This window comes from Nonomuraea sp. NPDC050733 (assembly GCF_040654215.1).
Lineage (GTDB): Bacteria > Actinomycetota > Actinomycetes > Streptosporangiales > Streptosporangiaceae > Nonomuraea.
This window is the reverse complement of the sequence record NZ_JBFAHO010000028.1, coordinates 64,298-90,003: the sequence shown is the minus strand read 5'-3', so window position 1 is coordinate 90,003 and position 25,706 is coordinate 64,298. Positions and strand designations below refer to the sequence as shown.

17 protein-coding genes are annotated in these 25,706 nt (G+C 73.0%); 15 read left to right on the top strand and 2 right to left on the bottom strand.

Annotated features, from left to right (window positions below; genetic code table 11):
* The first annotated feature begins 37 nt into the window (after positions 1–37).
* From AB0H64_RS32325 to AB0H64_RS32255, 15 genes are all read left to right on the top strand, one after another.
* Positions 38–2,515, top strand: coding sequence for a penicillin-binding transpeptidase domain-containing protein (locus AB0H64_RS32325; protein ID WP_357632205.1), 2,478 nt, complete (start codon positions 38–40; stop codon positions 2,513–2,515).
* A 40-nt stretch (positions 2,516–2,555) separates the two neighbouring features.
* Positions 2,556–4,088 (top strand): UDP-N-acetylmuramoyl-L-alanyl-D-glutamate--2,6-diaminopimelate ligase, encoded by a 1,533-nt coding sequence (locus AB0H64_RS32320; RefSeq protein ID WP_357632203.1) that lies wholly within the window; start codon positions 2,556–2,558, stop codon positions 4,086–4,088.
* Complete coding sequence (gene murF / locus AB0H64_RS32315) at positions 4,085–5,536, top strand: UDP-N-acetylmuramoyl-tripeptide--D-alanyl-D-alanine ligase (RefSeq protein WP_357632201.1); 1,452 nt, start codon at positions 4,085–4,087, stop codon at positions 5,534–5,536. Before AB0H64_RS32320 ends, murF begins: the two co-directional genes overlap by 4 nt.
* A complete protein-coding gene (mraY, locus tag AB0H64_RS32310; RefSeq protein WP_357632199.1) occupies positions 5,533–6,591 on the top strand; it encodes a phospho-N-acetylmuramoyl-pentapeptide-transferase in 1,059 nt (352 codons plus the stop codon). The genes murF and mraY overlap by 4 nt, the downstream gene beginning before the upstream one ends.
* Positions 6,588–7,997 carry a UDP-N-acetylmuramoyl-L-alanine--D-glutamate ligase gene (murD, locus tag AB0H64_RS32305; protein WP_357632197.1) on the top strand — a complete coding sequence of 470 codons (1,410 nt, stop codon included), beginning with the start codon at positions 6,588–6,590 and terminating at the stop codon, positions 7,995–7,997. Before mraY ends, murD begins: the two co-directional genes overlap by 4 nt.
* A gap of 77 nt (positions 7,998–8,074) precedes the next feature.
* Positions 8,075–9,304: a putative lipid II flippase FtsW gene (ftsW, locus tag AB0H64_RS32300; RefSeq protein ID WP_357632220.1), complete on the top strand. Its 1,230-nt coding sequence runs from the start codon at positions 8,075–8,077 to the stop codon at positions 9,302–9,304.
* Positions 9,305–9,313: 9 nt separating this feature from the next.
* Positions 9,314–10,390 carry an undecaprenyldiphospho-muramoylpentapeptide beta-N-acetylglucosaminyltransferase gene (gene murG / locus AB0H64_RS32295; RefSeq protein WP_310709322.1) on the top strand — a complete coding sequence of 359 codons (1,077 nt, stop codon included), beginning with the start codon at positions 9,314–9,316 and terminating at the stop codon, positions 10,388–10,390.
* Complete coding sequence (gene murC / locus AB0H64_RS32290; RefSeq protein WP_357632195.1) at positions 10,387–11,787, top strand: UDP-N-acetylmuramate--L-alanine ligase; 1,401 nt, start codon at positions 10,387–10,389, stop codon at positions 11,785–11,787. The genes murG and murC overlap by 4 nt, the downstream gene beginning before the upstream one ends.
* Positions 11,788–11,968: 181 nt before the next feature.
* Complete coding sequence (locus AB0H64_RS32285) at positions 11,969–12,631, top strand: FtsQ-type POTRA domain-containing protein (RefSeq protein ID WP_357632193.1); 663 nt, start codon at positions 11,969–11,971, stop codon at positions 12,629–12,631.
* Between the two features lie 380 nt (positions 12,632–13,011).
* Positions 13,012–14,424, top strand: a complete 1,413-nt coding sequence (gene ftsZ / locus AB0H64_RS32280; RefSeq protein ID WP_357632191.1) for a cell division protein FtsZ — start codon at positions 13,012–13,014, stop codon at positions 14,422–14,424.
* A gap of 411 nt (positions 14,425–14,835) precedes the next feature.
* Positions 14,836–15,528, top strand: a complete 693-nt coding sequence (locus AB0H64_RS32275; RefSeq protein ID WP_357632189.1) for a YggS family pyridoxal phosphate-dependent enzyme — start codon at positions 14,836–14,838, stop codon at positions 15,526–15,528.
* Positions 15,529–15,667: 139 nt separating this feature from the next.
* Positions 15,668–16,168, top strand: coding sequence for a cell division protein SepF (gene sepF, locus AB0H64_RS32270; RefSeq protein ID WP_175588709.1), 501 nt, complete (start codon positions 15,668–15,670; stop codon positions 16,166–16,168).
* A gap of 80 nt (positions 16,169–16,248) precedes the next feature.
* Positions 16,249–16,539, top strand: a complete 291-nt coding sequence (locus AB0H64_RS32265) for a YggT family protein (RefSeq protein WP_357632187.1) — start codon at positions 16,249–16,251, stop codon at positions 16,537–16,539.
* A 106-nt stretch (positions 16,540–16,645) separates the two neighbouring features.
* The gene (locus AB0H64_RS32260) at positions 16,646–17,518 is read left to right on the top strand and encodes a DivIVA domain-containing protein (RefSeq protein WP_357632185.1); all 873 of its coding nucleotides are present in this window, start codon (positions 16,646–16,648) and stop codon (positions 17,516–17,518) included.
* A gap of 42 nt (positions 17,519–17,560) precedes the next feature.
* The gene (locus AB0H64_RS32255) at positions 17,561–20,146 is read left to right on the top strand and encodes a hypothetical protein (protein WP_357632183.1); all 2,586 of its coding nucleotides are present in this window, start codon (positions 17,561–17,563) and stop codon (positions 20,144–20,146) included.
* A 296-nt stretch (positions 20,147–20,442) separates the two neighbouring features.
* On the opposite strand, the gene AB0H64_RS32250 is transcribed toward AB0H64_RS32255, so the two are convergent.
* Complete coding sequence (locus AB0H64_RS32250; RefSeq protein ID WP_357632181.1) at positions 20,443–21,999, bottom strand: carboxylesterase family protein; 1,557 nt, start codon at positions 21,997–21,999, stop codon at positions 20,443–20,445.
* Between the two features lie 223 nt (positions 22,000–22,222).
* The gene (gene ileS, locus AB0H64_RS32245) at positions 22,223–25,369 is read right to left on the bottom strand and encodes an isoleucine--tRNA ligase (RefSeq protein ID WP_357632179.1); all 3,147 of its coding nucleotides are present in this window, start codon (positions 25,367–25,369) and stop codon (positions 22,223–22,225) included.
* Positions 25,370–25,706 lie beyond the last annotated feature (337 nt).

Below are 25,706 nucleotides of genomic sequence, written 5' to 3'. Positions count from 1 at the left end.
AGGGACTTGCCATCGACGAGGCCTAGCGCGGTGACCGTTGCTTGCAACAGCGCGGCCAGCGGCGCAGGGCGCGGGCGACCTCCCGCCCGTCCGGGGAGCGCGCGACGACGCCCCGCAGGCCCGCGCCCGACGCCAGGACGACGGTGACGGCCCGCGCGCCCGCTCACGCCAGGAGGCCTCGGGGCGGGCGGCCCGCGCCCGGCAGGACGACGACACCCCGGCCGGACGGGGCCGTACGCGCGCGGAGGCCGAGGGGCCGGCCGGACGCGACCGCGCCGACGCCGGGGAGCCGGGTGTTCACGGCCGTGCCCGCCAGGACGGGCCGCAGGGCACACGCAGGGCCCCCTCCCAGGACCGCGACCCCCGCGACCGCGCCACCGCCCAGGACCGCTCCAGGGACAGAGAGCGGGAACGGGACCGCGACCCGCGTGGCCGCGTGCCCCAGGGCCGAGATCCTCAAGACCGAGGCGTGCACGACCGCGACCCGCACGACCGTGGCTCCCAGGACCGGGCCGCCCACGGCAGGTCACCCCAGGGCAGAGCCGCTCAGGGCAGGATGCCCCAGGACGGCCAGGAGCGGCTCAGGGGACGCGCGCCCAAGGACGGCCCCGGCGGGCCGCGGGGAGGCGCTCCCCGCCGCGGCGGCCCTTCCAGCCCCTTCGGGCGCGGCCTCGGCGCACTGCTCGAACGCGCCGCCGCAGGCCGCGACGGTGGCGGCCGTGATGGTGGCGGCCGCGGCGGCGGGCGCAGGCCGCCGTCGTCCCGGCCCGCCAAGCCGCCCCTCGTGCTGCGTCTCGGCAGCCCGCGCCGGCGCATCAACGTGGGGCTCATCGGCATGACCTTCATCCTGTCGATCTTCGCCGGCCGGCTGATCCAGATGCAGGGCCTCGACTCCAAGGTGTACGAGGCGCGGGCCGCCGACCAGCGCCTGCAGACCCAGCAGATCCCCGCCAAGCGCGGCACGATCACCGATGTCAACGGCCACCCGCTGGCCGTCACCGCCGAGGCGCGCGAGATCGCCATCGACCCCACCGTGGTGCCCGTCCCCGCGCGGCCCGTGGTCGCCCAGGCCCTCGCCGCGCACCTGGGCAGGACCGAGCAGGAGATGGCCGCCAAGCTGGCCCAGGCCAGCACCCGCTACCAGTTGCTGGCCCGGGACGTCGACCCGGTCGTCGCGAGCCGCCTGCTGAAGGCCGGCGTCCCGGGGCTGACCGCGAAGAAGACCTACCGGCGGCTCTACCCGGCGGGCGACCTGGCGGGCAGTCTGATCGGGTTCGTCGGCGACGAGGGCAAGGGCCTCGGCGGCATCGAGGCGACCAAGAACTCCCTGCTGGCCGGCCGCGACGGCGAGCAGCGGGCCGAGACGGGCCGTGACGGCCAGCCCATCCCCATGACCAGCACCCAGCGCACCGCCCCGGTGGACGGCCGCGACGTGCGGCTGACCATCGACCGCGACATCCAGTGGGCCGCCCAGCGGGCCCTCACCGAGCAGGTGAAGGAGGCCGGCGCGAGCAGCGGCACCGTCATCGTCATGGACGTGCGGACGGCGCAGATCATCGCCATGGCCAACACCCCGGAGCTCGACCTGAACAACTGGAGCAAGTCCCCGGCCAGCCTGTACGTCAACCGGGCCGCCGCCGACGTGTTCGAGCCGGGCAGCACCAACAAGGTCATCACCGCGGCGGCGACCCTGGAGGCCGGCGTGGTGAGCCCCGACACGGTCTTCCAGGTCAAGGACAACATCAAGTGTGCCGACCGGGTGCTGCGCGACGCCCACCCGCATCCGGCCGAGGCGATGACGTTCCGCGAGGCCATGGCCCAGTCCAGCAACGTCGCGACCATCATGGCCGCCCGCAAGATCGGCAGCGAGCGGCTGTACCGGATGCTCAGGGCGTTCGGCTTCGGCGCGGCGCCCGGCGGCGGCGTGCCCGGCGCCGGGGCCGGGCTGCTGCCCGACTACAAGACCTGGTCCGGCAGCCAGAGCTGCACGGTCGCCTACGGGCAGGGCGTGTCGGTGACCGCGCTGCAGATGGCCAGCGTGTACCAGACGATCGCCAACGGCGGCGTGAAGATCGACCCGCAGATCGTCGCGGGCACGACCGACGCGTCCGGGAGGTTCGTCCCGTCGGCTCCGGGCAGGAAGACCCGGGTGGTCAGCGAGAGGACCGCCAAGGAGATCGGCACCATGCTCGAGGCCGCGGTGAGCGCCCAGGGCACCGGCGAGCTGGCCGCCATCCCCGGATACCGGGTGGCGGGCAAGACGGGCACCGCGGACCGCTACGATCAGCAGTTGGGCCGTTACGACGGCTATACTGCCTCATTCGCGGGGTTCAGCCCCGCCGACGCGCCCCGGCTCGTGGTGCTGTCGGTGTTGCAGAACCCGAAGAACGGTCACTTCGGCGGGCAGATCGCCGCGCCCGTGTTCAAGGATGTGATGACGTTCGCCATCAAGAGCAGGAAGATCCCGCCCACGGGTTCCACCGCGCCCGCGGTGCGGACCCGCGCGGGACAGTGACCGGGAAAGGTACGCTGCCGCCGTGCGTCCCCCGTCGTCTATGCGTCCAACGACCAGTCCGCCCCGTCCGCTGACCGGGCTGGCGACCATGCTCGACGCCGAGCCCGGCTCGGCGAGGTCGCCCCACGCCGCGCTGACCGGCGTCACCATCGACTCGCGCGAGGTGCGGCGCGGCGATCTCTACGTGGCCCTGCCCGGCCGGCAGGCGCACGGCGCGGCCTTCGCGGCGCAGGCCATGGCGAGCGGCGCCGCGGCCGTCCTCACCGACGAGGCGGGCCGCGAGCGGGCCGTCGCCACCGGGCTGCCGGTGCTGGTCGTGCCCGATCCGCGCGCCCTGCTCGGGCAGATCGCCTCCTGGGTGTACGGCCAGCCGGCCCACGACATCCAGGTGCTCGGCGTCACCGGCACCAGCGGCAAGTCCACCACCACGTTCCTGCTGGAGGCCGGGCTGCGGGCGGCCGGCCACACCACGGGCCTGGTCGGCGGCGTCGAGATCCACGCGGGCGGCCTGGCGTTCCAGCCGCGGCTGACCACGCCGGAGGCGTCGGACCTGCACGGCCTGTTCGCCCTCATGCGGGAGCGGGGTGTGACGGCGGCGGCCATGGAGGTCTCCAGCCATGCGCTGGCGCTCGGCCGGGTCGACGGCGTCTTCTACGACGTGGCGCTGTTCACCAACCTGTCGCAGGACCACCTCGACTTCCACAAGGACCTCGACGACTACTTCTCCGCCAAGGTGCGGCTCTTCCAGCCCGAGATGTGCCGCGTGGGCGTCACCAACCTCGACGACCCGCACGGCCGGGAGCTGCTGTCGCGGGCCAAGGTGCCGATGACCACGTTCTCGGCGCTCGGCGACCCGGAGGCGTCCTGGCGGGCGCTCGACACGCGGCTCGGCGCCGACGGCAGCTCGTTCCGCGTGGTGGGCCCCGGCGGGGTCGAGGCCGACGCGCAGATCTCGCTGCCCGGCCCGTTCAACGTGGCCAACGCGCTCGGCGCCGTCGTCACCCTCGTCGAGTCCGGCGTGCCGCTCCAGACGGCCGTCCACGGTGTCGGCACGCTCACCGGGGTGCCCGGCCGGATGGAGCGGGTCACCGACGCGGGCGACGAGTTCCAGGCCGTCGTCGACTACTCGCACAAGCCGGGCGCGGTCGAGTCGGTGCTGCTCTCGCTGCGGGAGGTCACCGCGAGCCGGCTCACGGTGGTGATCGGCTGCGGCGGCGACCGCGACACGGGCAAGCGGCCGCTCATGGGCGAGGCCGCGGCCCGGCTGGCCGATGTGGCGATTTTCACCAGTGACAATCCCCGTTCCGAGGATCCGCTGGCCATCCTGGCCGCGATGATGGACGGAGCGCTCCGCGTTCCGCAGCAGGACCGTGCTCATGTGATCATTGAGCCTGACCGCGCGGCCGCGATCGAGCTGGCGGTCGGCCGGGCCGGCCGCGGCGACGTGATCGTGGTGGCGGGCAAGGGCCACGAGCAGGGTCAGTACATTTCAGGCGAGGTGATCCCCTTCGACGACCGGGAGGTCGTCGCCCGGGCGATCGACGCACGCAAGGAAAGCAGGAAGCACGCATGATCCCGTTGCCTCTGGCCAGGATCGCCGAGATCACCTCGGGGGCCCTGTCGGGCATGGCCGACCCCCGCGCGGTGGTCCGCGGCCCGGTGGTGATCGACTCGCGGGACGTCGGACCGGGATCGCTGTTCGTCGCCTTCAAGGGCGCGCGCGTCGACGGTCACGACTACGCCGCCCAGGCGGTCCGGGCCGGAGCCGTCGCGGTGCTCGCGAGCCGGCCGGTCGACGCGCCCGCGGTCGTGGTGCCCGACACCGCCGCCGCGCTGGCCGCCCTGGCCACCGCGCACGCCGCTGCGCTGCCCGACGCCACCGTGGTCGGCGTGACCGGCTCGGCCGGCAAGACCACCACCAAGGACCTGCTGGCCCGGCTGACGGCCCGCATGGGGGCCACGATCGCGCCGGTCGGCTCGTTCAACAACGAGATCGGCCACCCGCTGACCGTGCTCAAGGCCGACCACGAGACCCGGTTCATGGTGCTGGAGCTGAGCGCCCGCAACATCGGCCACATCCGCGCGCTGACCCGCATCGCGCCGCCCCGCATCGGCGTGGTCCTCAACGTCGGCACCGCCCACCTCGGCGTGTTCGGCGGCAAGGAGGCCATCGCCAAGGCGAAGGGCGAGCTGGTCGAGGCCCTGCCGGGCACCGGCGTCGCCGTGCTCAACGCCGACGACCCGCTGGTGCGCGCGATGGCCTCGCGCACCGAGGCGCGGGTCACCCTGTTCGGGCGCTCGCCGGAGGCCGCCATCCGCGCCGAGGACGTCACGATGGACGAGCGCGGCCGCGCCTCGTACACGCTGACCACCCCTTCCGGCTCGGCGCGCATCACCCTCCAGCTGTACGGCGAGCCGGCGGTCGAGAACTCCCTGGCCGCCGCCGCGGCGGCCTACGAGCTGGGCCTGCCGGTCGCCACCATCGCCGCGGAGCTGAGCGAGGCGACCCCGCGCAGCCGGTGGCGGATGGAGGTCACCGACCGGCCCGACGGCGTGACCGTGATCAACGACGCGTACAACGCCAACCCCGACTCCATGCGGGCCGCCTTCGCGGCGCTCGGCACGCTGGGCGGTGGCAGGCGTCGCTTCGCCGTCATCGCCGCCCTGCGGGAGCTGGGCGAGGACAGCAGGGCGCTCAACACGGACCTGGGCCGCCTGGCGGGCGGCGCGGGCCTGGCGGGGCTGGTCGTCGCCGGCCCGGACGCCGGCCCGGTGCTGGAGGGCGCGTTCGCGGCGGCCGGCGGCCACGGGGCGTCCCCGGACCCGCGGGAGACCCACACCCAAGTAACCGACATGTCCGGAACGACCGACATGCCGATCGTGCACGTTCCCGACGCGGAGGCCGCCGCGGCGCAGGTGTCGCAGTGGCTGCGGCCCGGCGACGTCGTGCTCGTCAAGGGGCCCCGCGCGATGAGCCTCGAGAGGACGGCCGAGCTGCTGCTCGGGGGTGCCACCCAGTGACCAACATCATCATCGCCGGCGCGGTGGGACTCATCCTGTCGATGCTCGGCACCCCCCTGGCCATCCGGCTGCTCTCCCGTCGTGGCTACGGCCAGGAGATCCGCGAGGAGGGCCCGTCCGGCCACTACGACAAGCGCGGCACCCCCACCATGGGCGGCATCGTCATCGTGCTGGCCTCGCTGCTGGCCTACGGCGGCTCCCACCTCGCCACGCTGGCGCCGCCGACCGTCTCGGGCCTGCTCGTGCTGTTCCTGATGACCGGCCTCGGCGCGGTCGGCTTCCTCGACGACTTCATCAAGATCTACAAGCAGCGCAGCCTGGGCCTGCGCAGCGGCGCCAAGGCGCTCGGCCAGCTCGTGGTCGGCGCGATCTTCGCCGTGATGGTCACCCAGAACGCCAACGTCTACGGCATCACGCCCGCCGAGCCCAGGCTGTCCTTCCTGCGTGACTTCGGGCCGCCGTCGATCGGCCTCATAGGGTTCACCGTCTGGGTGCTGATCATGATCGTCGGCTTCTCCAACGCGGTGAACCTCACCGACGGCCTCGACGGCCTGGCCAGCGGCGCGACCGGCGTGGTCCTGGCCGCGTACGTGCTGATCGGCAACTGGCAGCTGCGCAACAACTGCATCGACCAGCTCGGCCCCAACTGCTACTGGGTGCGCGACCCGCTCGACCTGGCCGTGGTGGCCGCCGCCGTGCTCGGTGCGCTGATCGGGTTCCTGTGGTGGAACGCGCCCCCGGCCAAGATCTTCATGGGCGACACCGGCTCCCTGGCGCTGGGCGGCGTGCTCGCCGGCCTGGCCATCGCCACCCGCACGCAGCTCCTGCTCATCATCCTCGCCGGGCTGTGCGTGATCATCACGATGTCGGTCATCATCCAGGTGGGCTTCTTCAAGATGACCGGGAAACGCGTGTTCAGGATGGCGCCGCTCCAGCACCACTTCGAGCTGAAGGGCTGGGCGGAGACCACCATCGTGGTCCGGTTCTGGCTGATCGCCATGCTGTGCGCGGCCCTCGGCCTCGGCCTGTTCTACGTCGAGTGGATGCCGCGGTGAGCCCGTCCCCGTCGCCGAGCGGCCCCGGCGCCGGCCTTACCTGCGTCGCCGGGCTCGGGGTGTCCGGCGTCGCCGTGGCCGAGGTGCTGGCCAGGCGCGGGGAGCGGGTCGTGGTCGTGGAGGCCGCCGAGGGGGAGCGCCAGCTCCGGGCCGCCGCCGAGCTGGCCCCGCTGGGCGTCGAGGTGCGCTTCGGCGCCGCGGAGCTCCCCGAGGGCGTCACCCGGCTCGTCACCACCGGCTGGGCGCCCCACCACCCGCTGATCGCCGCCGCCCTCCGCGCGGGCATCGAGGTGGTCGGGGAGGTCGAGCTGGCCTGGCGGCTGCGCCCCGCCGGCGCGGCCCCCTGGCTCGCCCTCACCGGCACCAACGGCAAGACCACCGCCGTGCGCATGCTGACGTCCATCCTGCTCGCCTCCGGACGCCGGGCGCTCGCCGTGGGCAACGTCGGCGAGCCCGCCATCCGGGCCGTCACCCGTACCTCCGGGGAGCCGTACGACGCGCTGGCGGTCGAGCTGTCCAGCTTCCAGCTCCACTGGTCGGGCTCGCTGGCCCCGCTGGCGGCCGCGGTCCTCAACGTCGCGCCCGACCACCTCGACTGGCACGGCTCGATGGAGGCGTACGCCGCCGCCAAGGGCCGCATCTTCGAGCGGGCCGGCACCGTCGTCTACAACGCCGACGACCCCGAGGCCGCCCGGCTGGCCGAGCCGTACCCGGGAGCCGTCGGCTTCACGCTGCGCGTGCCGAGGCCCGGCCAGGTGGGCGTGGTCGAGGACCTCCTGGTGGACCGGGCGTTCGTCGCCGACCCGATGGAGGCCGCCGAGGAGCTGGCCACGCTGGCCGACGTGCGCCCGCTGGCCCCCCACAACGTGGCCAACGCCCTGGCCGCCGCCGCGCTCGCCCGCGCCGCCGGCGTGCCGGCCTCCGCCGTACGGCAGGGCCTGCGCGACTTCGTGCCCGACCCGCACCGCATCGCCCACGTCGCCCGCATCGGCGAGGTGGACTACGTGGACGACTCCAAGGCCACCAACCCGCACGCCGCGGCGGCGGCCCTGTCGGCCTACCCGTCGATCGTGTGGATCGCGGGCGGCCAGCTCAAGGGCGCCGACGTGGACGACCTGGTGCGCCGGGCCGCCCCGAGGCTGCGCGGGGCCGTGCTGCTGGGCGCCGACCGGGGCGTCATCGCCGAAGCACTCGCGCGACACGCCCCGAATGTCCCCGTGGTGGACATCCCCGCCCAAGACACTGGTGCGATGGACAGAGTCGTCACCGAAGCCGCCCGCCTGGCCCGTCCGGGCGACACCGTGCTGCTCTCCCCGGCCGGCGCGTCGCTCGACATGTTCGCCGGGTACCCGGCCCGGGGGGAGGCCTTCGCGCGTGCCGTACGCGAGCTGAAGGCCGCCACGTGAGCGCCACCACCGAGGACCGGCCGCGCCAGAGCGCCGTCGAGGGACCGTCCGGCTGGGCGCGCGAGCACCTCGCGTCGCTGCGGGAGCTGCTGGGCAAGCCGCTGACCACGTACTACCTCATCATCGGGTGCAGCGCCCTACTGCTCGCGCTCGGGCTGATGATGGTGCTGTCGGCCTCCAGCATCGAGGCGATGCAGAAGACCGGCAACCCGTTCTCCTGGTTCATCAAGCAGTCGTTCTCGGCGGCGCTGGGCGTGCCCGTCATGTGGGCCTGCTCGCGGCTGCCGCACCGGTTCTTCCGGTGGGCCGGCTATCCCCTGATGGCGTTGTCGATCATCGCGCTGGTCATGGTGCTGTTCATCGGCTCGTCCGAGCTGGGCGCGCAGCGCTGGATCTACGTCGGCCCGCTCACCCTCCAGCCGTCCGAGCCGGCCAAGCTGGGGCTCGCGCTGTGGGGAGCCGACCTGCTGGCCCGGCGGGCCCGGCACGGCCGCATCGAGTGGCGGCACATGCTGATCCCGCTCATGCCCGGCACGGTGATCCTGGCCGTCATGGTCATGCTCGGCCGCGACCTCGGCACGACCCTCGTGCTGTTCATGATCTTCCTGGCGCTGCTGTGGGTGGTGGGGGCTCCGATCAAGCTGTTCGCCGGCATCCTGGCCCTCGCCGTGCTGGCCGCCATGATCATGATCAGGGTCGAGCCGTACCGGATGGCCCGCATCAGCTCGTTCCTCGACCCGTGGGCGGACGCGCAGGGCTACGGCTACCAGGCGGTGCAGGGGCAGATCGCGATGGGCTCCGGCGGCTGGTTCGGGCTCGGCCTGGGCAGCAGCCGGGCCAAGTGGAGCTGGCTGCCCCACGGCGAGAGCGACTTCATCTTCGCCATCCTCGGCGAGGAGCTCGGCCTCATGGGGACCCTGGTGGTCGTGGCGCTGTTCGGCCTGCTCGGCTACGCGGGGCTGCGCGTGGCCACCCGGGTCAACGACCCGTTCGTCAGGCTGGCCGCCGCCGCGATCGTGGCCTGGATCGCCGGTCAGGCCATCGTCAACATGGGCGCCGTCCTCGGCGTGCTGCCCATCACCGGCATCCCGCTGCCCCTCGTCTCGTACGGCGGGTCGGCCCTGCTGCCCACGCTCGCCGCGCTCGGCATGCTGCTGTCGTTCGCCAAACGCGAGCCGGGCGCCCGCGAGGCCCTCGCGGCCCGTGGCCCCGGACCGGTCCTGCGGGCCCTAAGCTGGCTGGGCCTGGGCGGCATCGCCAGAGGCAGGGCACGGCGCCAGGGCACGACGGTCGGGGCACGACGGTAGGGAGTGGACATGAGGGTGGTCCTCGCCGGGGGCGGGACGGCCGGCCACATCGAGCCGGCGCTCGCCCTTGCCGACGCGCTGCGCCGTCTGGACCCGGCTGTCGGCATCACGTGCGTGGGCACCGAGCGGGGCCTGGAGACACAGCTCGTCCCGGCCCGCGGCTACGACCTGGATCTCGTGCCGGCCGTCCCGCTGCCCAGGGCGCTCACCCCGCGCCTGCTCACGGTGCCCGGCCGGCTGGCGGGCGCCGTCAACGCCGTCGCCGCGGTCCTCGACCGCGTCTCGGCCGACATCCTCGTCGGATTCGGCGGGTACGTCGCCACGCCCGCCTACCTGGCCGCCAAGCGGCGCGGCCTGCCGATCGTCGTCCACGAGGCCAACCCGCGTCCGGGCCTGGCCAACCGGCTCGGCGCGCGGCTCGCCGACCACGTCTTCAGCGGCTTCCCCGAGCCGGCCCTGGCCGGAGCCGCCTACATCGGCACCCCGCTGCGCCGCGAGATCGCCACCCTGGACCGGCTGTCCACGGGCGACAAGGCCCGCTCCTGGTTCGGCCTGGAGAACGACCGGCCCACGTTGCTCGTCTTCGGCGGCTCGCGGGGCGCGCGGTCGATCAACCAGGCGGCGCTGGCCGCGGCCCCCGCCCTGCGCGCGGCCGGCATCCAGGTGCTGCACGTGCTCGGCCCGGACAACGTCCCCGACCACGAGCCGCCGCCCGGCGACCCCCAGTACGTCCTGCTGCCGTACGTCGACCGCATGGACCTGGCCTACGCGGCGGCCGACCTCGCCCTGTGCCGGGGCGGTGCGCTGACCTGTGCCGAGCTGACCGCGGTAGGGCTGCCCGCCGCGTACGTGCCGCTGCCCCACGGCAACGGCGAGCAGCGGCTCAACGCCGAGCGCATCGTGGCGGGCGGCGGCGGGTTCGTGGTCGACGACGCGGACCTGTCCCCCCAGTGGATCGTCCACCACGTGCTGCCGATCCTGCGCGACCCCGAGCGGGTCGCGGTCATGTCCGAGGCGGCCTCCCGACTGGGGCGCAAGGACGCCGATATCATGCTCGCAAGGAAAGTCTTGGAGATAGCCGGATGAGTCTGGTCAAGCTGGTCGATCCCATCGCCGCCGAGGACCTGGGCCGGGTGCACTTCATCGGCATCGGCGGTGCCGGCATGTCGGGCATCGCCCGCATCCTGATCAAGCGCGGCGTGCGCGTGTCCGGGAGCGACGCGCGCAGCAGCGACCTCGTGGGCGAGCTGCGCCGGCTGGGCGCCACCGTCCACATCGGGCACGCCGCCTCCCACATCAAGGACGTCGACACGGTCGTGGTCTCCACCGCGATCCGCGACTCCAACCCGGAGCTCGGCGAGGCGCTCAAGCAGGGGCTGCGCATCATCCCGCGGGCCGCCGCGCTCGCCTCCGTGATGGCCGGGCGCACCGCCGTCGCCGTCGCCGGCACCCACGGCAAGACCACCACCTCCTCGATGCTCACCGTGGCGCTGCAGAAGTGCGGCGCCGACCCGTCCTACTGCGTCGGCGGCCAGCTCGTCACCACCGGGCTCGGCGCGGACGAGGGCTCCGGAGAGGTGTTCGTCGCCGAGGCCGACGAGAGCGACGGGTCGTTCCTCATGCTGGCCCCCGACATCGCCGTGGTCACCAACGTCGAGGCCGACCACCTCGACAACTACGGCGACCCGCGCGCCGTCCACGACAGCTTCGCCCGCTTCGCCGAGCGGATCGGCTCGCTGCTCATCGCCTGCGCCGACGACCCCGGCGCGGCGGAGCTGGCCGAGACGGCGCGGGCGCGCGGCCTGCGCGTGCGCACGTACGGAGCGGCCGGCGACCTGCGCGTGACGGACGTGCGGCCCGACGGGTTCGGCACGAGGTTCACCATCGAGGGGCGCGGCGACGTCCGGCTGGCCGTCCCCGGCGCCCACAACGCGCTCAACGCCACCGCGGTGATCGCCGTGGCCGACGAGCTGGGCCTGCCGTTCGAGGAGATCAGGGACGGGCTCGCCGCCTTCGGCGGGGCCAAGCGGCGCTTCGAGTCCAAGGGGGAGGCGGGCGGCGTCGCCGTGTTCGACAGCTACGCCCACCACCCGACCGAGCTGGCCGCCGACCTGCGGGCCGCGCGCGACGTCGTGGCGTCCTACTCCGGCGACGGACGGGTCGTCGCGATCTTCCAGCCGCACCTGTACTCGCGCACCCGGTTCTTCGCCGACGACTTCGGCACGGCGCTCGCGCTGGCCGACGAGGTGATCGTGCTCGACGTGTACGGCGCCCGCGAGGACCCGGAGCCCGGGGTGTCGGGGGCGATGGTCGCGGGCCGCGTGCCCCTGCCCGCCGAGCGGGTCGCGTACGCGCCGGACCGGTCCGCGGTGCCGTCGCTGGCGGCCTCCCGCGCCCGGCCGGGCGACATCGTGCTGACGATGGGCGCCGGCGACGTGACCGAGCTGGGCCCGCAGATCCTCGCGGAGCTGTCCGGCCGCTGACCCGCCCCTCGCGCGTGGGGCGAAGGGACGCTCCGGGCGCGCCTCGGGCGGTACGGGTGGGATGCGGCGTAAGTTCGGTCCCACGGCCGCTCCGGCCCGGAGATCGGTGGTGCCGTCCTTGAGCCGGCGGTGGTGAACGCCGGGCGGTCGTGGAGCCGGGTGTCGTGGAGCCGGGGGAGTGATGAGGGCGCGGACGGCGTTGCTGGTGCTGCTGACGGTCGGGGTGGTGGGCGTCGCGGCGTGGCTGGTGTTCTTCTCGCCCGTCCTCGGCGTCCGATCTGTGGAGATCGTGGGAAATCTCACAGTGCCCGAGGACCGGGTCAAGGAGAAGGCCGCCGTTCCCGGCCTGCATCCGCTGGCCACGGTCGACCTGGACGAGGTCGAGGCGCGCGTCCTCACCCTCCCGCAGCTCGCCACGGCCAAGGCCGACCGGGTCTGGCCGGGGACGCTGCGCATCCAGGTCACCGAGCGGCGGCCGGTCGCCTCCCTGCCGGTGGGCGGCCGGGCGGCGCTGATCGACGCGCACGGCGTGGTGATCGAGGTGAGGGACCTGGCGCCGGCGTGGCTGCCGGTGCTCAAGGTCGACCGGCCGGCCGCTGGCGACCCGGCGACGATGGCGGCGCTCAAGGTCGTGCAGAACCTGCCCCGCTCCCTGTCGGGAAAGGTGCGGCAGGTCCGCGCCACCACGGCCGAGGGCGTGTCGCTGGAGCTGACCGACGGGCGCACGGTGTTCTGGGGCGGCGCCGAGCGCGGCGAGGAGAAGGCGCGCATCCTGGCGCGCGTGCTGGGCCGCAAGGCGGACCTGTACGACGTCAGCTCGCCGGACGTGGTGACCCTCAAGTGATCTTATCGCGGGCATCCGGTAATGATCCTTACCGATCTTTCCCGCGGGGCGTTTCCGCCGCCCGATCAGGGCGTGCGCGGATGATCCGCCGCGCCTGTGCGCGCCGGCGGCCCGGTCGTGAGAGCCTGTACGCGGGACGTGCGGCGGAGGAGTGCCCCGACCTGGCGAGACCACAGAGCGAAACGGACAGCCCGCGACACGCCGGACGTGCTTGCGGCGCGGTTAGTTGACCCGCCCGGAGCGTAACTCCTACTGTCCGTATCAATCCTCAAGTTGACATAAATCTAAATCTCAACTTGAGGTTGAGACTTACCCGAACTGAAGAACGCGGAGACATCCGCACCGAAATGGCAAGTAAACGAGCGGAAAGGCCCCTCGTCGTGGCAGCACCGCAGAACTACCTCGCGGTCATCAAGGTTGTCGGCATCGGCGGCGGCGGAGTCAACGCCGTCAACCGGATGATCGAAGAGGGACTCAAGGGCGTCGAGTTCATCGCGATAAACACCGACGCCCAGGCGCTGCTGATGAGTGACGCCGACGTCAAACTCGACGTGGGCCGCGAGCTCACGCGCGGACTGGGCGCCGGCGCCAACCCCGACGTGGGGCGCAAGGCGGCGGAAGACCACCGTGAGGAGATCGAGGAGGTCCTCAAGGGGGCCGACATGGTCTTCGTGACGGCGGGCGAGGGCGGCGGCACCGGCACGGGCGGCGCGCCCGTCGTGGCCAACATCGCCCGCTCGCTCGGCGCCCTCACCATAGGCGTCGTCACCCGGCCGTTCAGCTTCGAGGGCCGGCGCCGCGCCATGCAGGCCGAGGCCGGCATCGAGACGCTGCGCGACGAGGTCGACACCCTCATCGTGATCCCCAACGACCGGCTGCTGTCGATCTCCGACCGCCAGGTGAGCGTGCTCGACGCGTTCAAGGCGGCCGACCAGGTGCTGCTGTCCGGTGTCCAGGGCATCACCGACCTGATCACCACGCCCGGTCTGATCAACCTCGACTTCGCCGATGTCAAGTCGGTCATGTCCGGCGCCGGCTCGGCGCTCATGGGCATCGGCCACGCGCGCGGCGACGACCGCTCGGTCGCGGCGGCCGAGATGGCGGTCTCCAGCCCGCTGCTGGAGGCCAGCATCGACGGCGCCCACGGCGTGCTGCTGTCGATCGCGGGCGGGTCGGACCTCGGCCTGTTCGAGATCAACGAGGCGGCCCAGCTCGTCTCCATGGCCGCGGCGCCCGACGCCAACATCATCTTCGGCACGGTCATCGACGACGCCCTGGGCGACGAGGTGCGGGTCACCGTCATCGCCGCCGGCTTCGACGACGTCCCGCCGCCGGTGGAGAAGCTGCCGCGCCCGGCCAACCGCCCGGCCTCGACCGCACCGCCGGTCTCCTCGCCGGTACGGCCCAGCGTCGCCCCGCCGACCGTGAAGGCCGAGCCCGCGCCGCGCATGGAGCCGCGCACCGAGCCGCGCACCGAGCCCCGCATGGAGGCCCGTCCGGAGCCGAGGCCGGACTTCCGGCCGGAGCCGCGCCCCGAGCTGAGGGCCGAGCCGCGGCCGGAGCTCAGGGCCGAGCCGGTGCGGCCCGTGGAGAGCGTCCCCGAGCCCGCTCCCGACCCCGAGCCGGTCGTGGCCGAGGAGCCGCCGAGCCCGGTGTCGATCCCGCGCCCCACGCCCGAGCCGGCCAACCCGCCCACCCCGATCACCTCCCGCATGTCGGAGCCGGCCAAGCGCCGACCGGTCGTCTTCGAGGAGCAGGAGGAGGAGCTCGACGTCCCCGACTTCCTGAAGTGACCGTCTTCCTGAAGTGACCGTCGTGCCCTCGCCGCTCCGCTCCCGCTCCAGGGGTACGGCGGAGCGGCGCCGCTGTGTGCGGGGAGCCTCCGGCGCCTCGGGGCGCACGGGGCCGCGCCGGCCGTGCAGGACGGTGATCGGCCCGGTCGGCGGACCCGGACGGGCGCCCGGCATGATGGGGTCCGGCGAGAAACCGCGAAGGAGCCGTCACGGCGGCCCCTGGCGGCGGCACCCGTTCTCGGGCGGAGGCTTCTTTACGGCGGCTCCTGACGGCGGGCCGGTATGACGGCCCGCTACGGCGGGCGGGTGTGACGGCCGTGAGCCGGGGCCGCGGGATCCGGGCGGCGTGACTGAGGCGGGACGAGCGGGGCAGTCCTCGGCAGGGCGGTCCTCAGGGGAGGGGCAGGCGCGATGAGGCGGGACGAGATCGCGGCCGGGCTGGCCGACGTGGAGCGGCGCATCGCGGACGCGTGCCGGGCGGCCGGCCGTGACCGCGGCGAGGTGACGCTGATCGCCGTCACCAAGACGCGCCCCGCCGAGGACGTCCGGATCCTGGCCGAGCTGGGCGTGCGCGAGGTCGGCGAGAACCGCGACCAGGAGGCCGCGCCCAAGGCGCGCGAGCTGGCCGCCCTCGGGCTTACCTGGCACTTCGTCGGCCAGCTCCAGAGCAACAAGGTACGCTCCGTCGCCGGCTACGCCGACGTGGTCCACTCCGTCGACCGGATCCGCCTGGCCGCCGCCATCGACAAGGAGGCCGGGCGGCAGGGCCGGGAGATCGGCTGCCTCGTCCAGGTCTCCCTCGACGACGACCCGGCCAGGGGCGGCGCAGCCCCGGCCGACGTTCCGGCGCTGGCCGACCGGATCGCCGCGCTCGACCACGTCTGGCTCGGCGGCGTCATGGCCGTGGCGCCGCTGGGGGAGGACCCGGGCAAGGCGTTCGCGCGGCTGCGGGAGGTGGCGCTGGCCGTTCAGGAGCGCCACCCGCGCGCCACCATGATCTCGGCGGGCATGAGCGAGGATCTGACCGAGGCCGTCGCGCACGGCGCGACACACGTGCGGATCGGTACGGCGTTGCTCGGCCGTCGCAAGCCCTTCGTCAGGTAATGTCCCCTCAAGTGGGCCTTCAGGCCCGCGAATCCAGTAGAGGTCGATCAGCGGTGAGCTTCAAGGGGGTACGGCTACCGCCTCGGGCGCTGCGACAGGCCCGAGCGAGTGCGACCATGAGCAGGAGGACGACGTAGCGATGGCCGGCGCGATGCGCAAGATGGCGGTCTACCTCGGTCTCGTGGAGGACGACCGTTACGAGAGGTACGACACCTACCCGGACGAGTACGCCTACGAGGACGAGGCCCCCCGCACCGGCGAGGAGCGGCCCGTGACGGTCCAGGACCGCGACGAGGAGACCGACCCCGGCGTCCCCGCGCCCCGGCCCGCCACGACCGTCCTGGAGCGCCGTACGACCGATCTGGCCCGCATCACCACGCTCCACCCCCGCACCTACAACGAGGCCCGGACCATCGGCGAGCACTTCCGCGACGGCACCCCGGTGATCATGAACCTGACCGAGATGGTTGACAGCGACGCCAAGCGGCTGGTCGATTTCGCGGCAGGTCTCGTCTTTGGCCTACACGGCAACATCGAACGTGTTACCAACAAGGTGTTCCTGTTGTCCCCAGCCAATGTCGAGGTGACCGCCGAGGACAAGGCCCGAATCGCGGAACGCGGGTTCTTCAACCAGAGTTAGAGTCTCTGTATGCCTATCGCACCCAACCGGGTCTCGCCGAGGCCGGAAGGGCACATCAGAAGGGGAGGCGCGGCCAGCCCGTGGGGATCGTAAGTCAGATCTTGGTCGTCGTCCTGTCGCTCTACCTGGTGCTGCTCATCGGCAGGATGATCTTCGAGACGGTTCAGGCCTTCGCCCGCCAGTGGCACCCCTCCGGGGTCGTGCTGGTGCTGGCCGAAGCCACGTACACCGCAACAGACCCACCCCTCAAGTTCCTCCGCCGTTTCATTCCTCCGCTCCGGTTGGGTACGGTGGCCTTTGACCTAAGCTTCACAGTCCTCTTCATCGTCGTCCTGCTCTTGATCCAGATCGTTGGATGGATGGGCCGGTGACGGGGACCGCGGGGCACAGGTCGAGATCCAACTCGTGTCCGCGCTGAAGTGATTCGGGATCCCCGTCCCTCCGGACAGACTCCAAGCGCGCCAAGGAGACCAAAAGATGCCGCTGACGCCCGCTGACGTGCGGAACAAGCAGTTCAGTACCACCCGGTTGCGGCCGGGCTACGACGAAGAGGAGGTCGACGCCTTCCTCGACGAGGTCGAGGCTGAGCTTGACCGCCTGATCCAGGAGAACGAGGAGCTGCGCGCCAAACTGGGCGAGTGCCTGCGCGGGAAGGTGCCGGGCGGCATGAGCATGCCCATGGCCTCCGCGCCGGTGCAGGAGCAGCCGAAGCCCGAGATGATGGCGCCCCCGCAGCCCGAGCCCATGCGGGCTCCGGAGCCGCAGCCTCAGCCCCAGCCCGTCCCCGTGGCCATGAGCATGCCTCCGGCCGAGGACAACATGGACACCGCGGCCCGCGTTCTCGCCCTGGCCCAGCAGACCGCCGACCAGGCGATCGCCGACGCCCGCCGCGAGGCCGACGAGACCGTCACCCGCGCCCGCCGCGAGGCCGACGAGATCCTCACCAAGGCCCGCCGCCAGGCCGAGCAGGTCATCGGCGACGCCCGCGCCCGCGCCGAGACGCTGGAGCGCGACGCGCAGGAGCGCCACCGCCAGGCCATGGGCTCCCTCGTCCAGACCCGTGACGAGCTGGAGCGCAAGGTCGAGGAGCTGCGCAGCTTCGAGCGCGAGTACCGCAGCCGCCTCAAGCTCTACCTGGAGAACCAGCTTGCCGAGCTCAACGTCTCCGCCGAGGGCAGCGGTGCCTTCCCGGTGATGTCGGGTGGCCCGTCGGCCGCGGCTCCGGCCATGTCCCACGCGGTGCCGCAGGGTGGCCAGCAGCCTCTCCCCGCTGGTCCGAGCCCGTTCGGCGGTGACGGCCCGCAGGGTGCCTTCCCCGGTGGCGACGGTCCCCACAACGACCGCCGGTAAAGTAACGGGTCGACCAGGCCCGTCACTTCGAAAGAGCCCTCTGTGATCCTTATCAGCGCTGGTTTGGTGCTCGCGGCGGTCGTCTTGCTGATCGCGGGCTTCGTACTGGCCAAGGTATACCTGATCATGTGGTCCATCGTGGTCAGCGTGCTGTCCGCGCTGTTCCTGGTGATCGGGGCGTTCCTGCGGCGTCACGAGCTGTTTCCCAGTGGTGGGCGGGCCGCCGAGCCGGCCGTCCCTCCGGTGGGTCACGTGCCGCCCGGCATGCCGTACGGCCAGACCGGCCCGGTGGGAGCGCCGCAGACCAGCCCGATGGGAGCGTCGCCGTCCCCGCGTCCGCGGGCACCGCAGCAGACGGCGACCGTCCCCGCGGCCGCCCCGCGCCGCACACCGGCGATGGGGGTCTCCCCGGACGCCCTCGTCCTGGTGATCCCGGGACGCAAGCGCTACCACGTTCCGGGGTGCCGCCAGCTGGTCGGGCGAGATCACGAAGAGCTCACCTACGAGGAGGCGCGCGAGGAGGGCTTCACGCCCTGCACGACGTGCCTGCCCGACGCCGCCCTCGGCGGACGGCAGCTGCCGCCCGTCGCCGACCCCGAGTCCGCGGCATCCCCCTCTTCCCCGGCTTCGACCGGCCCCGCGGCTTCCAAGGCTCCCTCGGCTCCGGCCGGGGTCTCCACGGGCAGCCGTGCCGAGTCGGCCGGCCCCGACGAGCCGTCCGAGCCGTCCGAGCCGTCCGAGACCATGCGGATCCTGCGCCCGCCGGCCCCCACCGGCACGGGCCGTCCCCCCGCCGCGCCGAAGCCCGCCTCCAAGGCTTCCACCCCCACCTCGGAGCCGCCGGCCAAGCCCGGCCCGGACCCCACGTCCCGCCCCGGCACCGACCGTGGCTCCCAGCCCGGCACCGACCGTGCTGCCCGGTCCTCCGGATCCAAACCCGGTGCGGGGACCACCTCCAAGCCCGGCTCGGGCTCCACCTCTTCCCCGCCCTACGCGTGGTTCGCCCGTCCCGCGTCCACGGACGAGGACACGGCCGACGGGGAGACCGGCGACCGGGACACCGCCGGCGGCGACACGAAGGGCACGCCCGGCAAGGGTCCGGCCGCCGAGTCCCCGACGGGCAAGGCACCGACCGGCAAGGCACCGACCGGCAAGGCACCGACCGGCAAGGCACCGACGGGCAAGGCACCGACCGGCAAGGCACCGACCGGCAAGGCACCGACGGGCAAGGCACCGACCGGCAAGGCACCGACGGGCAAGGCCGTGACCGACAAGGCCGCGACCGACAAGGCCGCGACTGGCAAGGGCGCCGCCGAGCACACCTCGGCCGCCGCTCCCGGAGCGGACTCCGGTGACGACGAGGCGGACGACCAGCAGACTTCACCCTCCGTCGCCTTCACCCCCGCCCCGCGCGGCTCCAAGACGCCGCCCGCCAAGCCGGGCGCGGCCGGTTCCCGGCCCGCCGATTCGCGATCCGGGGATGCCCGGACCTCCGAGCCCGTCCGTCCCGCCACGGGCGCCGAGGCCAAGGAGCCCGCGCTCGAGCGCCCGTCAGCGGCAGGCGGCGCGTCGCAACGCGCGGAGGGTTCTACCGGGGGCTCCCGCCCGTCCGGCGGCTCCGGCGGTCCCTCCGGGCCTTCCGGGGCGTCCAGCCGTCCGTCCGGGGCGCCTGGTGGTCCGTCCGGGGCGTCTGGTGCTTCCGGTCGCCCGTCCGGGACGTCCGGCCGTCCGGGAGGCAAGGGCGCCGAGGTCCGGGACGACGAGGACCGGGACGACGAGCAAGGGCCGGAGACGAGACCGCAGCGCGCCGTGTCCGCCACGGGTGAGCCGGTTGAGCGACCGGCCGGGAAGACCGGGTCACGTGACCGGGACGTCGTTCCCGAGCGTCCGGCGTCGGCGGCGGAGTCCTCGGCCAAGCCGAGGGGCCCCCTCCCGACCGGCGCCGAGCCGAGCTCGGCGAGCCGCGCCGACGCGGGCGACACGGTTGTGGTCACCCCTCCCGGCGCCGGGGACACCGTCGTGGTCGCACCTCCCGGTGCGGGAACGCGCCCGGGGGAGGGGCGTACCGGCAAGGGCACCACGTCCGGCGAGGGCCCGTCCGGGGCCGCGGGCAAGACGTCCGGGTCGCCGAGCAAGACGTCCGGGGCGTCCGGTGGGTCGTCTGGTGCTGCGGGCAAGGCGTCTGGGGCGTCCGGTGGGTCGTCTGGTGCTGCGGGCAAGGCGTCTGGGGCGTCCGGTGGGACGTCTGGGCCTTCGGGCAAGAGCACCGGGGGGTCTGCTGGGACGTCCCCGGCCGCGGGTACGACGGCCAGGGACGCGGGTGAGGCGTCCGGCGCTTCCGCAGGGGCGGGTGCCGGCGACCGGGGGACCGGTGGCGAGAAGGCGGCCGGGCCGGGCGGCGGCTCCAAGGAGGGCAAGGCCGCTCCGGCCGCGTCAGGCGACACCTCCGGCAAGGGCTCGATCACGGTCAGGGTGATCGAGGGCACGAGCCGCTACCACGCCACCGCTTGTCCGCTCGTGCGCGCCGTGGGCGACAGCGACGTCCAGACCATGACTCTCGCCGAGGCCGAGAAGGACGGCCTGACGAGCTGCTCGGTCTGCCGCCAGGACAGCGACACCACCCCCTAGCCCGCCTGCCCTAGCCCGGCCCTGGACCTGCCCGGCCGGTGTCCCGCCACCGTCCGGAGCACAAACGCCCGCACGCCACCGTCCGGAGCCCGAACGCGACCGTACGGAGCCCGTACGCCACCGTGCGGAGCCCGTACGCCGCTTCCAGCGGCCTCACGCCGCGGGCCGGGCAGCGCGCCGAGGGGTTCGAGCGCCGGAAATGTACGGTGCTCCGCATCCTCGCCACCAGGAGACGGTCTCCCACGCCGGGTCCCGGCCTCCCGCGCACACGCCGGAGGCCAGGACCGTGCTGCCGGTCAGCTCGGGTTGAGATCGTTCTTCCAGATCTCACGCTCGTCGCGGCGCGGGTCGTGGACGATGACGTTGTTCGGCGTGTTGTCGCGGTAGAAGGTCATCACCGGGCGTTCGGTGGTGTTGTACGGAGCCCACTGGTCGAGCTCGCCGGTCTTGACGAACTCGACCCAGCGTCCGTGCAGGGCGTCCGCGAGAGCCTGGGGCGGGTTGGGGCCGGTGAACTCCGCGCTGTGGGGATCGTCGAGCCTGTCCCACACGAAGGGGAGCGGCAGGCTGTGGCAGGCGCCGAGCTTGACGCGGAGGTTGTTGGGCGTGGTGGGTGACCGCCAGCCGAACTCGAAGACGTGCGTGGTGGCGGGCGCGTCGCCGCGAGCCTCGGCGATGCGGTAGGTGGGGATGCGGAACATGCGGTCCGTCAGCGTCGCGCAGGCGACGCCGGAGGGGGCGTTGCGCAGGTACGGCTCGACGCTGGTCTCGGCGTAGCGGTTGTAGAAGCCGGCCGGTGCGCCGTACACCTCGGTCCTGGTCCTGAACGGCGCCGCGCCGAGCCAGGCCACCATGGCGGTGGGCACGACGAAGGTCCTGAACTCCTCGGCCGTGGTGCCGATCAGCAGCGGCACGTCAGCGCCCTGGCCGTCGGCGATGGCGTCGATCGGCAGCCGCGGGACCACCTCGCCGTCGATCACCGGCATGAACGACATGCCGCACGAGGCGATGGTGCTCGCCCCGTACCGCGTGGGGTTGGCGCTGGAGGTGACGTCGTCGCTCACCTGACCCTGCGCCGTGATCAGGGCGGCGGTGCTCACCTCGGCGAGCGCATGGGCGGTCGGCTCCACACCCAGCCGGGTGGCGACGGCGGCGGTGAGAAGGGCGGCGTCCTGGAGGGTCTGGCCGATGTGCGCGGTGCCGCTCTCGACGATGGCCCGGTGGAAGAGCTCCCGGCCGAGGGAGAGCAGGGTCAGCACGCTCATGCCGCCGGCGGACTGGCCCGCCACGGTGATGTTGCCCGGGTCGCCGCCGAAGCCGGCGATGTTGTCCCGCACCCACTCCAACGCGAAGATCTGGTCGAGCAGGCCGCGGTTGGCCGGGGCGGGGGCGTCCTCGATGTAGGCGAAGCCGTCCACTCCGAGGCGGTAGTTGAGGGTGACGCAGACGACGCCGTCGCGGGCGAAGGTGGCGCCGTCGTAGGTCGTCACCGCGGAGGAGCCGGTGGTGAACGCGCCGCCGTAGATCCACACCAGCACCGGCATCGCGGCGCCGGTGCCGGGGCCGGTGGCGCTGGTCCACACGTTGAGGTTGAGGTAACCGTCCCCAGGGATGATCGGGTTGTGGAACAGCTCGCCGAGCTTGCCCTTGAGCGGCGGCTGCGGCGGGGTCGGTCCGAAGTCGTGAGCGGGCAGCGGCGCGCTCCACGTCTGGGGCGGCACCGGCGCGGCGAACCGGTTCGGCCCGACGGGAGGGGCGGCATAGGGGATCCCGCGGAAGGACGCGATCCCGTTGTCGATCAGCCCCGATACCGGGCCATAGGCGGTCGGGACCTCAACGGTGGTGGGCGACATGACACTCCTCGGCCGGGGCAGGGCGGTACACGCTCGTACAGGGCCGGCCGCCCCCGGAGCACCGTCCAGGCCGCCAGCTGCGGCCGGACACCACGTCATTACCCAGAGTGACGACTGTTCATCTCAGAGTGCCGGAACAGATGATCTGACGACCTCACCCGAGGGCCGGCACGAGGAGAGGCGGGGCATCCCCACAGGGATGTCCCGCCTCTCGCGTCGTGGCTCAGGCGCGGGTCAGCTGGAACCTCAGGCCCAGGTCCGCGTCCTCGTGCACCGGCAGGCCGTCCTGCGCCCCCTCCGTGAGGGACGTGGCGAGCACCTCGTCCGCCACCAGCGACCCGCCCGACTCCAGGGCGGCCGTCAGGTCGGCGTTCGAGGACGTCCACCACAGCGTGATCCGGTCCGTGATCGACAGGCCCGACGCCTTGCGGGCCTCCTGCACCAGGCGGATGACCTCACGCACCAGCCCGGCCCGGCGCAGCTCGTCCGTGAGCTCCAGGTCGAGGGCGACCGTCTCACCCGTGCCGGTGTCGATGGCGCCGGTCTCGACCGCCCAGCCGGAGCGCGGCTGCTCGGTGACGATCACGTCGTCGGGGCCGAGCGTGACCTCGCCCAGCTCGCCCGCCTCCAGCGCGACCGTGCCGCCGCCCCGCAGCGTGCGGGCCAGCGACGCCGCGTCGGCGCCGCCGACCGCCGCGGCCACCACCTTGGTCTGCGAGCCGAACCGCTTGCCGAGCGCCCGGAAGTTCGGCTTCACCGTGTACGACACGAGGTCGGCGCTGAAGCCGGACATGTCCTCCAGGGCCTGGACGTTCAGCTCGTCGGCGATGAGGTCGCGCAGCTCGGCCGGGAGCGCCGGCCAGCCGTGCGCCCCGACCAGCGCCCGTCGCAGCGGCTGCCGCGTCTTGACGCCCGAGGAAGCGCGGGCCGAGCGGCCCAGCTCCACCAGCCGGCGCACCAGCGCCATCTGCTCCGACAGCGCCGGGTCCAGCAGGTCCTCGCGGGTGACCGGCCACGAGGCCAGGTGCACCGAGCTGGGGGCGTTCTCGCCGCGCAGCACGTCCCACAGGTAGTCGGTGACGAACGGCGCGATGGGCGCCATCAGCCGGGTGACCGTCTCCAGGCACTCGTACAGCGTCGCGAACGCCTCCCGCGATCCCTGCCAGAAGCGGCGGCGCGAGCGGCGCACGTACCAGTTGGACAGGTCGTCGAGGAAGTCGGCCAGGCGGCGGCCCGCCCGCTGCGTGTCGTACTCGTCCAGCGAGGCCGTCACCTCGGCGACCGTGCGGTGCAGCTCGGCCAGCGCCCACCGGTCGAGCAGCGGCCGCTCGGACACGGGCGGGGCCGAGGCCAGCATCGCGGGCGACCACGACTCGGCGTTGGCGTACAGGGTGAAGAAGGAGGCGGTGTTCCAGTAGGTCAGCAGGACCTTCCGGACGATCTCCTCCAGCGCGTTGTGGCCGACGCGGCGCGCCGCCCACGGCGAGCCGGAGCAGGCCATGAACCAGCGCAGCGCGTCGGCGCCGTGCTGGTCCATGAGCGGGATGGGCTCCAGCACGTTGCCGAGGTGCTTGCTCATCTTGCGGCCGTCCTCGGCCAGGATGAGGCCCAGGCAGAGCACGTTCTCGTACGACGACTGTCCGAACACGAGCGTGCCGACGGCCATCAGCGAGTAGAACCAGCCGCGCGTCTGGTCGGTCGCCTCGCAGATGAACTGCGCGGGGTAGACGCCCTCCGGCTTGCCGCGGGCGCCCCACTGGGCGAACGGCATGGAGCCCGAGTCGTACCAGGCGTCGATGACGTCCGGAACGCGGCGCGCCTCACCCCCGCAGTCGGGGCAGGGGAAGGTGACGTCGTCCACGTACGGGCGGTGCGGGTCGAGCGCGGAGACGTCGCGCCCGGCGAGCGTGCCGAGCTCCTCCATCGACCCGACGCACGTGACGTGCGTGTCGTCCTCGCCGCACACCCACAGCGGCAGCGGCGTGCCCCAGTAGCGCGAGCGCGACAGCGACCAGTCGACGTTGTTGCGCAGCCACTCGCCGAACCGGCCCCACTTGATCGTGTCGGGGAACCAGTTGGTCTTCGCGTTCTCCTCCAGCATCTGGTCCTTGACCGCGGTGGTGCGGATGTACCAGGACGGGAGCGCGTAGTAGAGCAGCGGCGTGTGGCAGCGCCAGCAGTGCGGGTAGCTGTGCTCGAAGTGGCCGCCGCGGAACAGCAGGCCGCGGGCCCGCAGGTCCTCGGTCAGCTCCTCGTCGGCGTCCTTGAAGAAGCGCCCGCCGACCATGGGCACGTCGTCCAGGAAGCGCCCGTCGGGGCCGATCGGGTTGACCACCGGCATGTCGTATCGCCTGATCACCGCCAGGTCGTCGGCGCCGAACGCCGGAGCCTGGTGGACCAGGCCGGTGCCGTCCTCGACCGTCACGTACTCGCCGGTCACCACGTAGTGGGCGCCCGGGATGTCGACCAGGTCGAACGGGCGGGAGTAGGTGGTGTGCTCCAGCTCGCGGCCGGTGAAGCGGGCCACCTCGGTGGCGCCGTCGCCCAGCACCGACAGCAGCGGCTCGGCCACCACCAGCACCTCGCCGTCGGCGGTGCGCGCGGCGACGTACGTCACGTCGGGGTGGACGGCGACCGCGGTGTTGGACACCAGCGTCCACGGCGTGGTGGTCCAGATGAGCAGCGCGGCGCCCAGCTCCGCCAGCCGCCCGGAGGTGGCGGGCATGCGGACGTAGACCGAGGGGCTGGAGACGTTCTCGTAGCCGCCCGGCTGGCCCAGCTCGTGGTCGGACAGGCCGGTGCCGCAGCGCGGGCAGTACGGCGTGATGCGGAAGTCGCGGAACAGCAGGCCCTTGTCGAAGACGACCTTGAGCGACCACCAGACCGACTCGATGTACGAGGGGTCCATGGTGCGGTAGGCGGTGGACAGGTCGATCCAGTAGCCCATGCGCTCGGTCATCTGCTCGAAGGCGTCGACGTGGCGCAGCACCGACTCGCGGCACTTGGCGTTGAACTCGGCGATGCCGTACGCCTCGATGTCCTTCTTGCCGGTGAGGCCGAGCTCCTTCTCGATGCCGACCTCGACCGGCAGGCCGTGGCAGTCCCAGCCGGCCTTGCGGGGCACGCTGAAGCCCCGCATGGACTTGTAGCGGGGGAACAGGTCCTTGAAGACCCGGGCCTCGACGTGGTGGACGCCGGGCAGGCCGTTGGCCGTGGGCGGGCCCTCGTAGAAGACCCAGGCGGGGTTGCCGTCGTTCTGCTCGACGGAGCGCTCGAAGACCTTCCCGTCCCGCCACCGTTCGAGGACCTCGCGCTCGAGCGCGGGCAGGTCGACCTGCGCGGGAAGAGAGCGGAAACTAGGGGAAGACATCTGGGGCGCGCCTCCACGCGGTCACTGTCGGACAGGATGCGTGAAGGGACGAAGCCGTGCGGCTCCGCGGTACCACCCTTCTTGGCCTCGGAGAGCGAGGCCCACTTCGTTGGTCTGCTGCCGGGTCTAATGAGCTCCGGGGAGCCGTTCTTCCGGCGGCTCCGGGGTGATGTCCCTCACATTCCGGGCCCCATCGACGCCTTGCAGATTCACACCATAACGCAGAGTGGAGCCCTGGTCTTCCCGGTTTCCCTGGTGACGTGCCTGTCTCCGGTACGGAAGTCGCAAACGGCGACAAAGTTGCGGGAATGGAGTGGCTCCAGGAGGAGTTGAAAGC

Bases quoted from the DNA above. Each gene is read 5' to 3' on its own strand.
- AB0H64_RS32320 (WP_357632203.1), top strand. From the start codon at position 2,556: ATGCGTCCAACGACCAGTCCGCCCCGTCCGCTGACCGGGCTGGCGACC.
- murF (WP_357632201.1), top strand. From the start codon at position 4,085: ATGATCCCGTTGCCTCTGGCCAGGATCGCCGAGATCACCTCGGGGGCC.
- murG (WP_310709322.1), top strand. From the start codon at position 9,314: ATGAGGGTGGTCCTCGCCGGGGGCGGGACGGCCGGCCACATCGAGCCG.
- murC (WP_357632195.1), top strand. From the start codon at position 10,387: ATGAGTCTGGTCAAGCTGGTCGATCCCATCGCCGCCGAGGACCTGGGC.
- AB0H64_RS32285 (WP_357632193.1), top strand. From the start codon at position 11,969: ATGAGGGCGCGGACGGCGTTGCTGGTGCTGCTGACGGTCGGGGTGGTG.
- AB0H64_RS32275 (WP_357632189.1), top strand. From the start codon at position 14,836: ATGAGGCGGGACGAGATCGCGGCCGGGCTGGCCGACGTGGAGCGGCGC.
- sepF (WP_175588709.1), top strand. From the start codon at position 15,668: ATGGCCGGCGCGATGCGCAAGATGGCGGTCTACCTCGGTCTCGTGGAG.
- AB0H64_RS32260 (WP_357632185.1), top strand. From the start codon at position 16,646: ATGCCGCTGACGCCCGCTGACGTGCGGAACAAGCAGTTCAGTACCACC.
- AB0H64_RS32250 (WP_357632181.1), bottom strand. From the start codon at position 21,999: ATGTCGCCCACCACCGTTGAGGTCCCGACCGCCTATGGCCCGGTATCG.
- ileS (WP_357632179.1), bottom strand. From the start codon at position 25,369: ATGTCTTCCCCTAGTTTCCGCTCTCTTCCCGCGCAGGTCGACCTGCCC.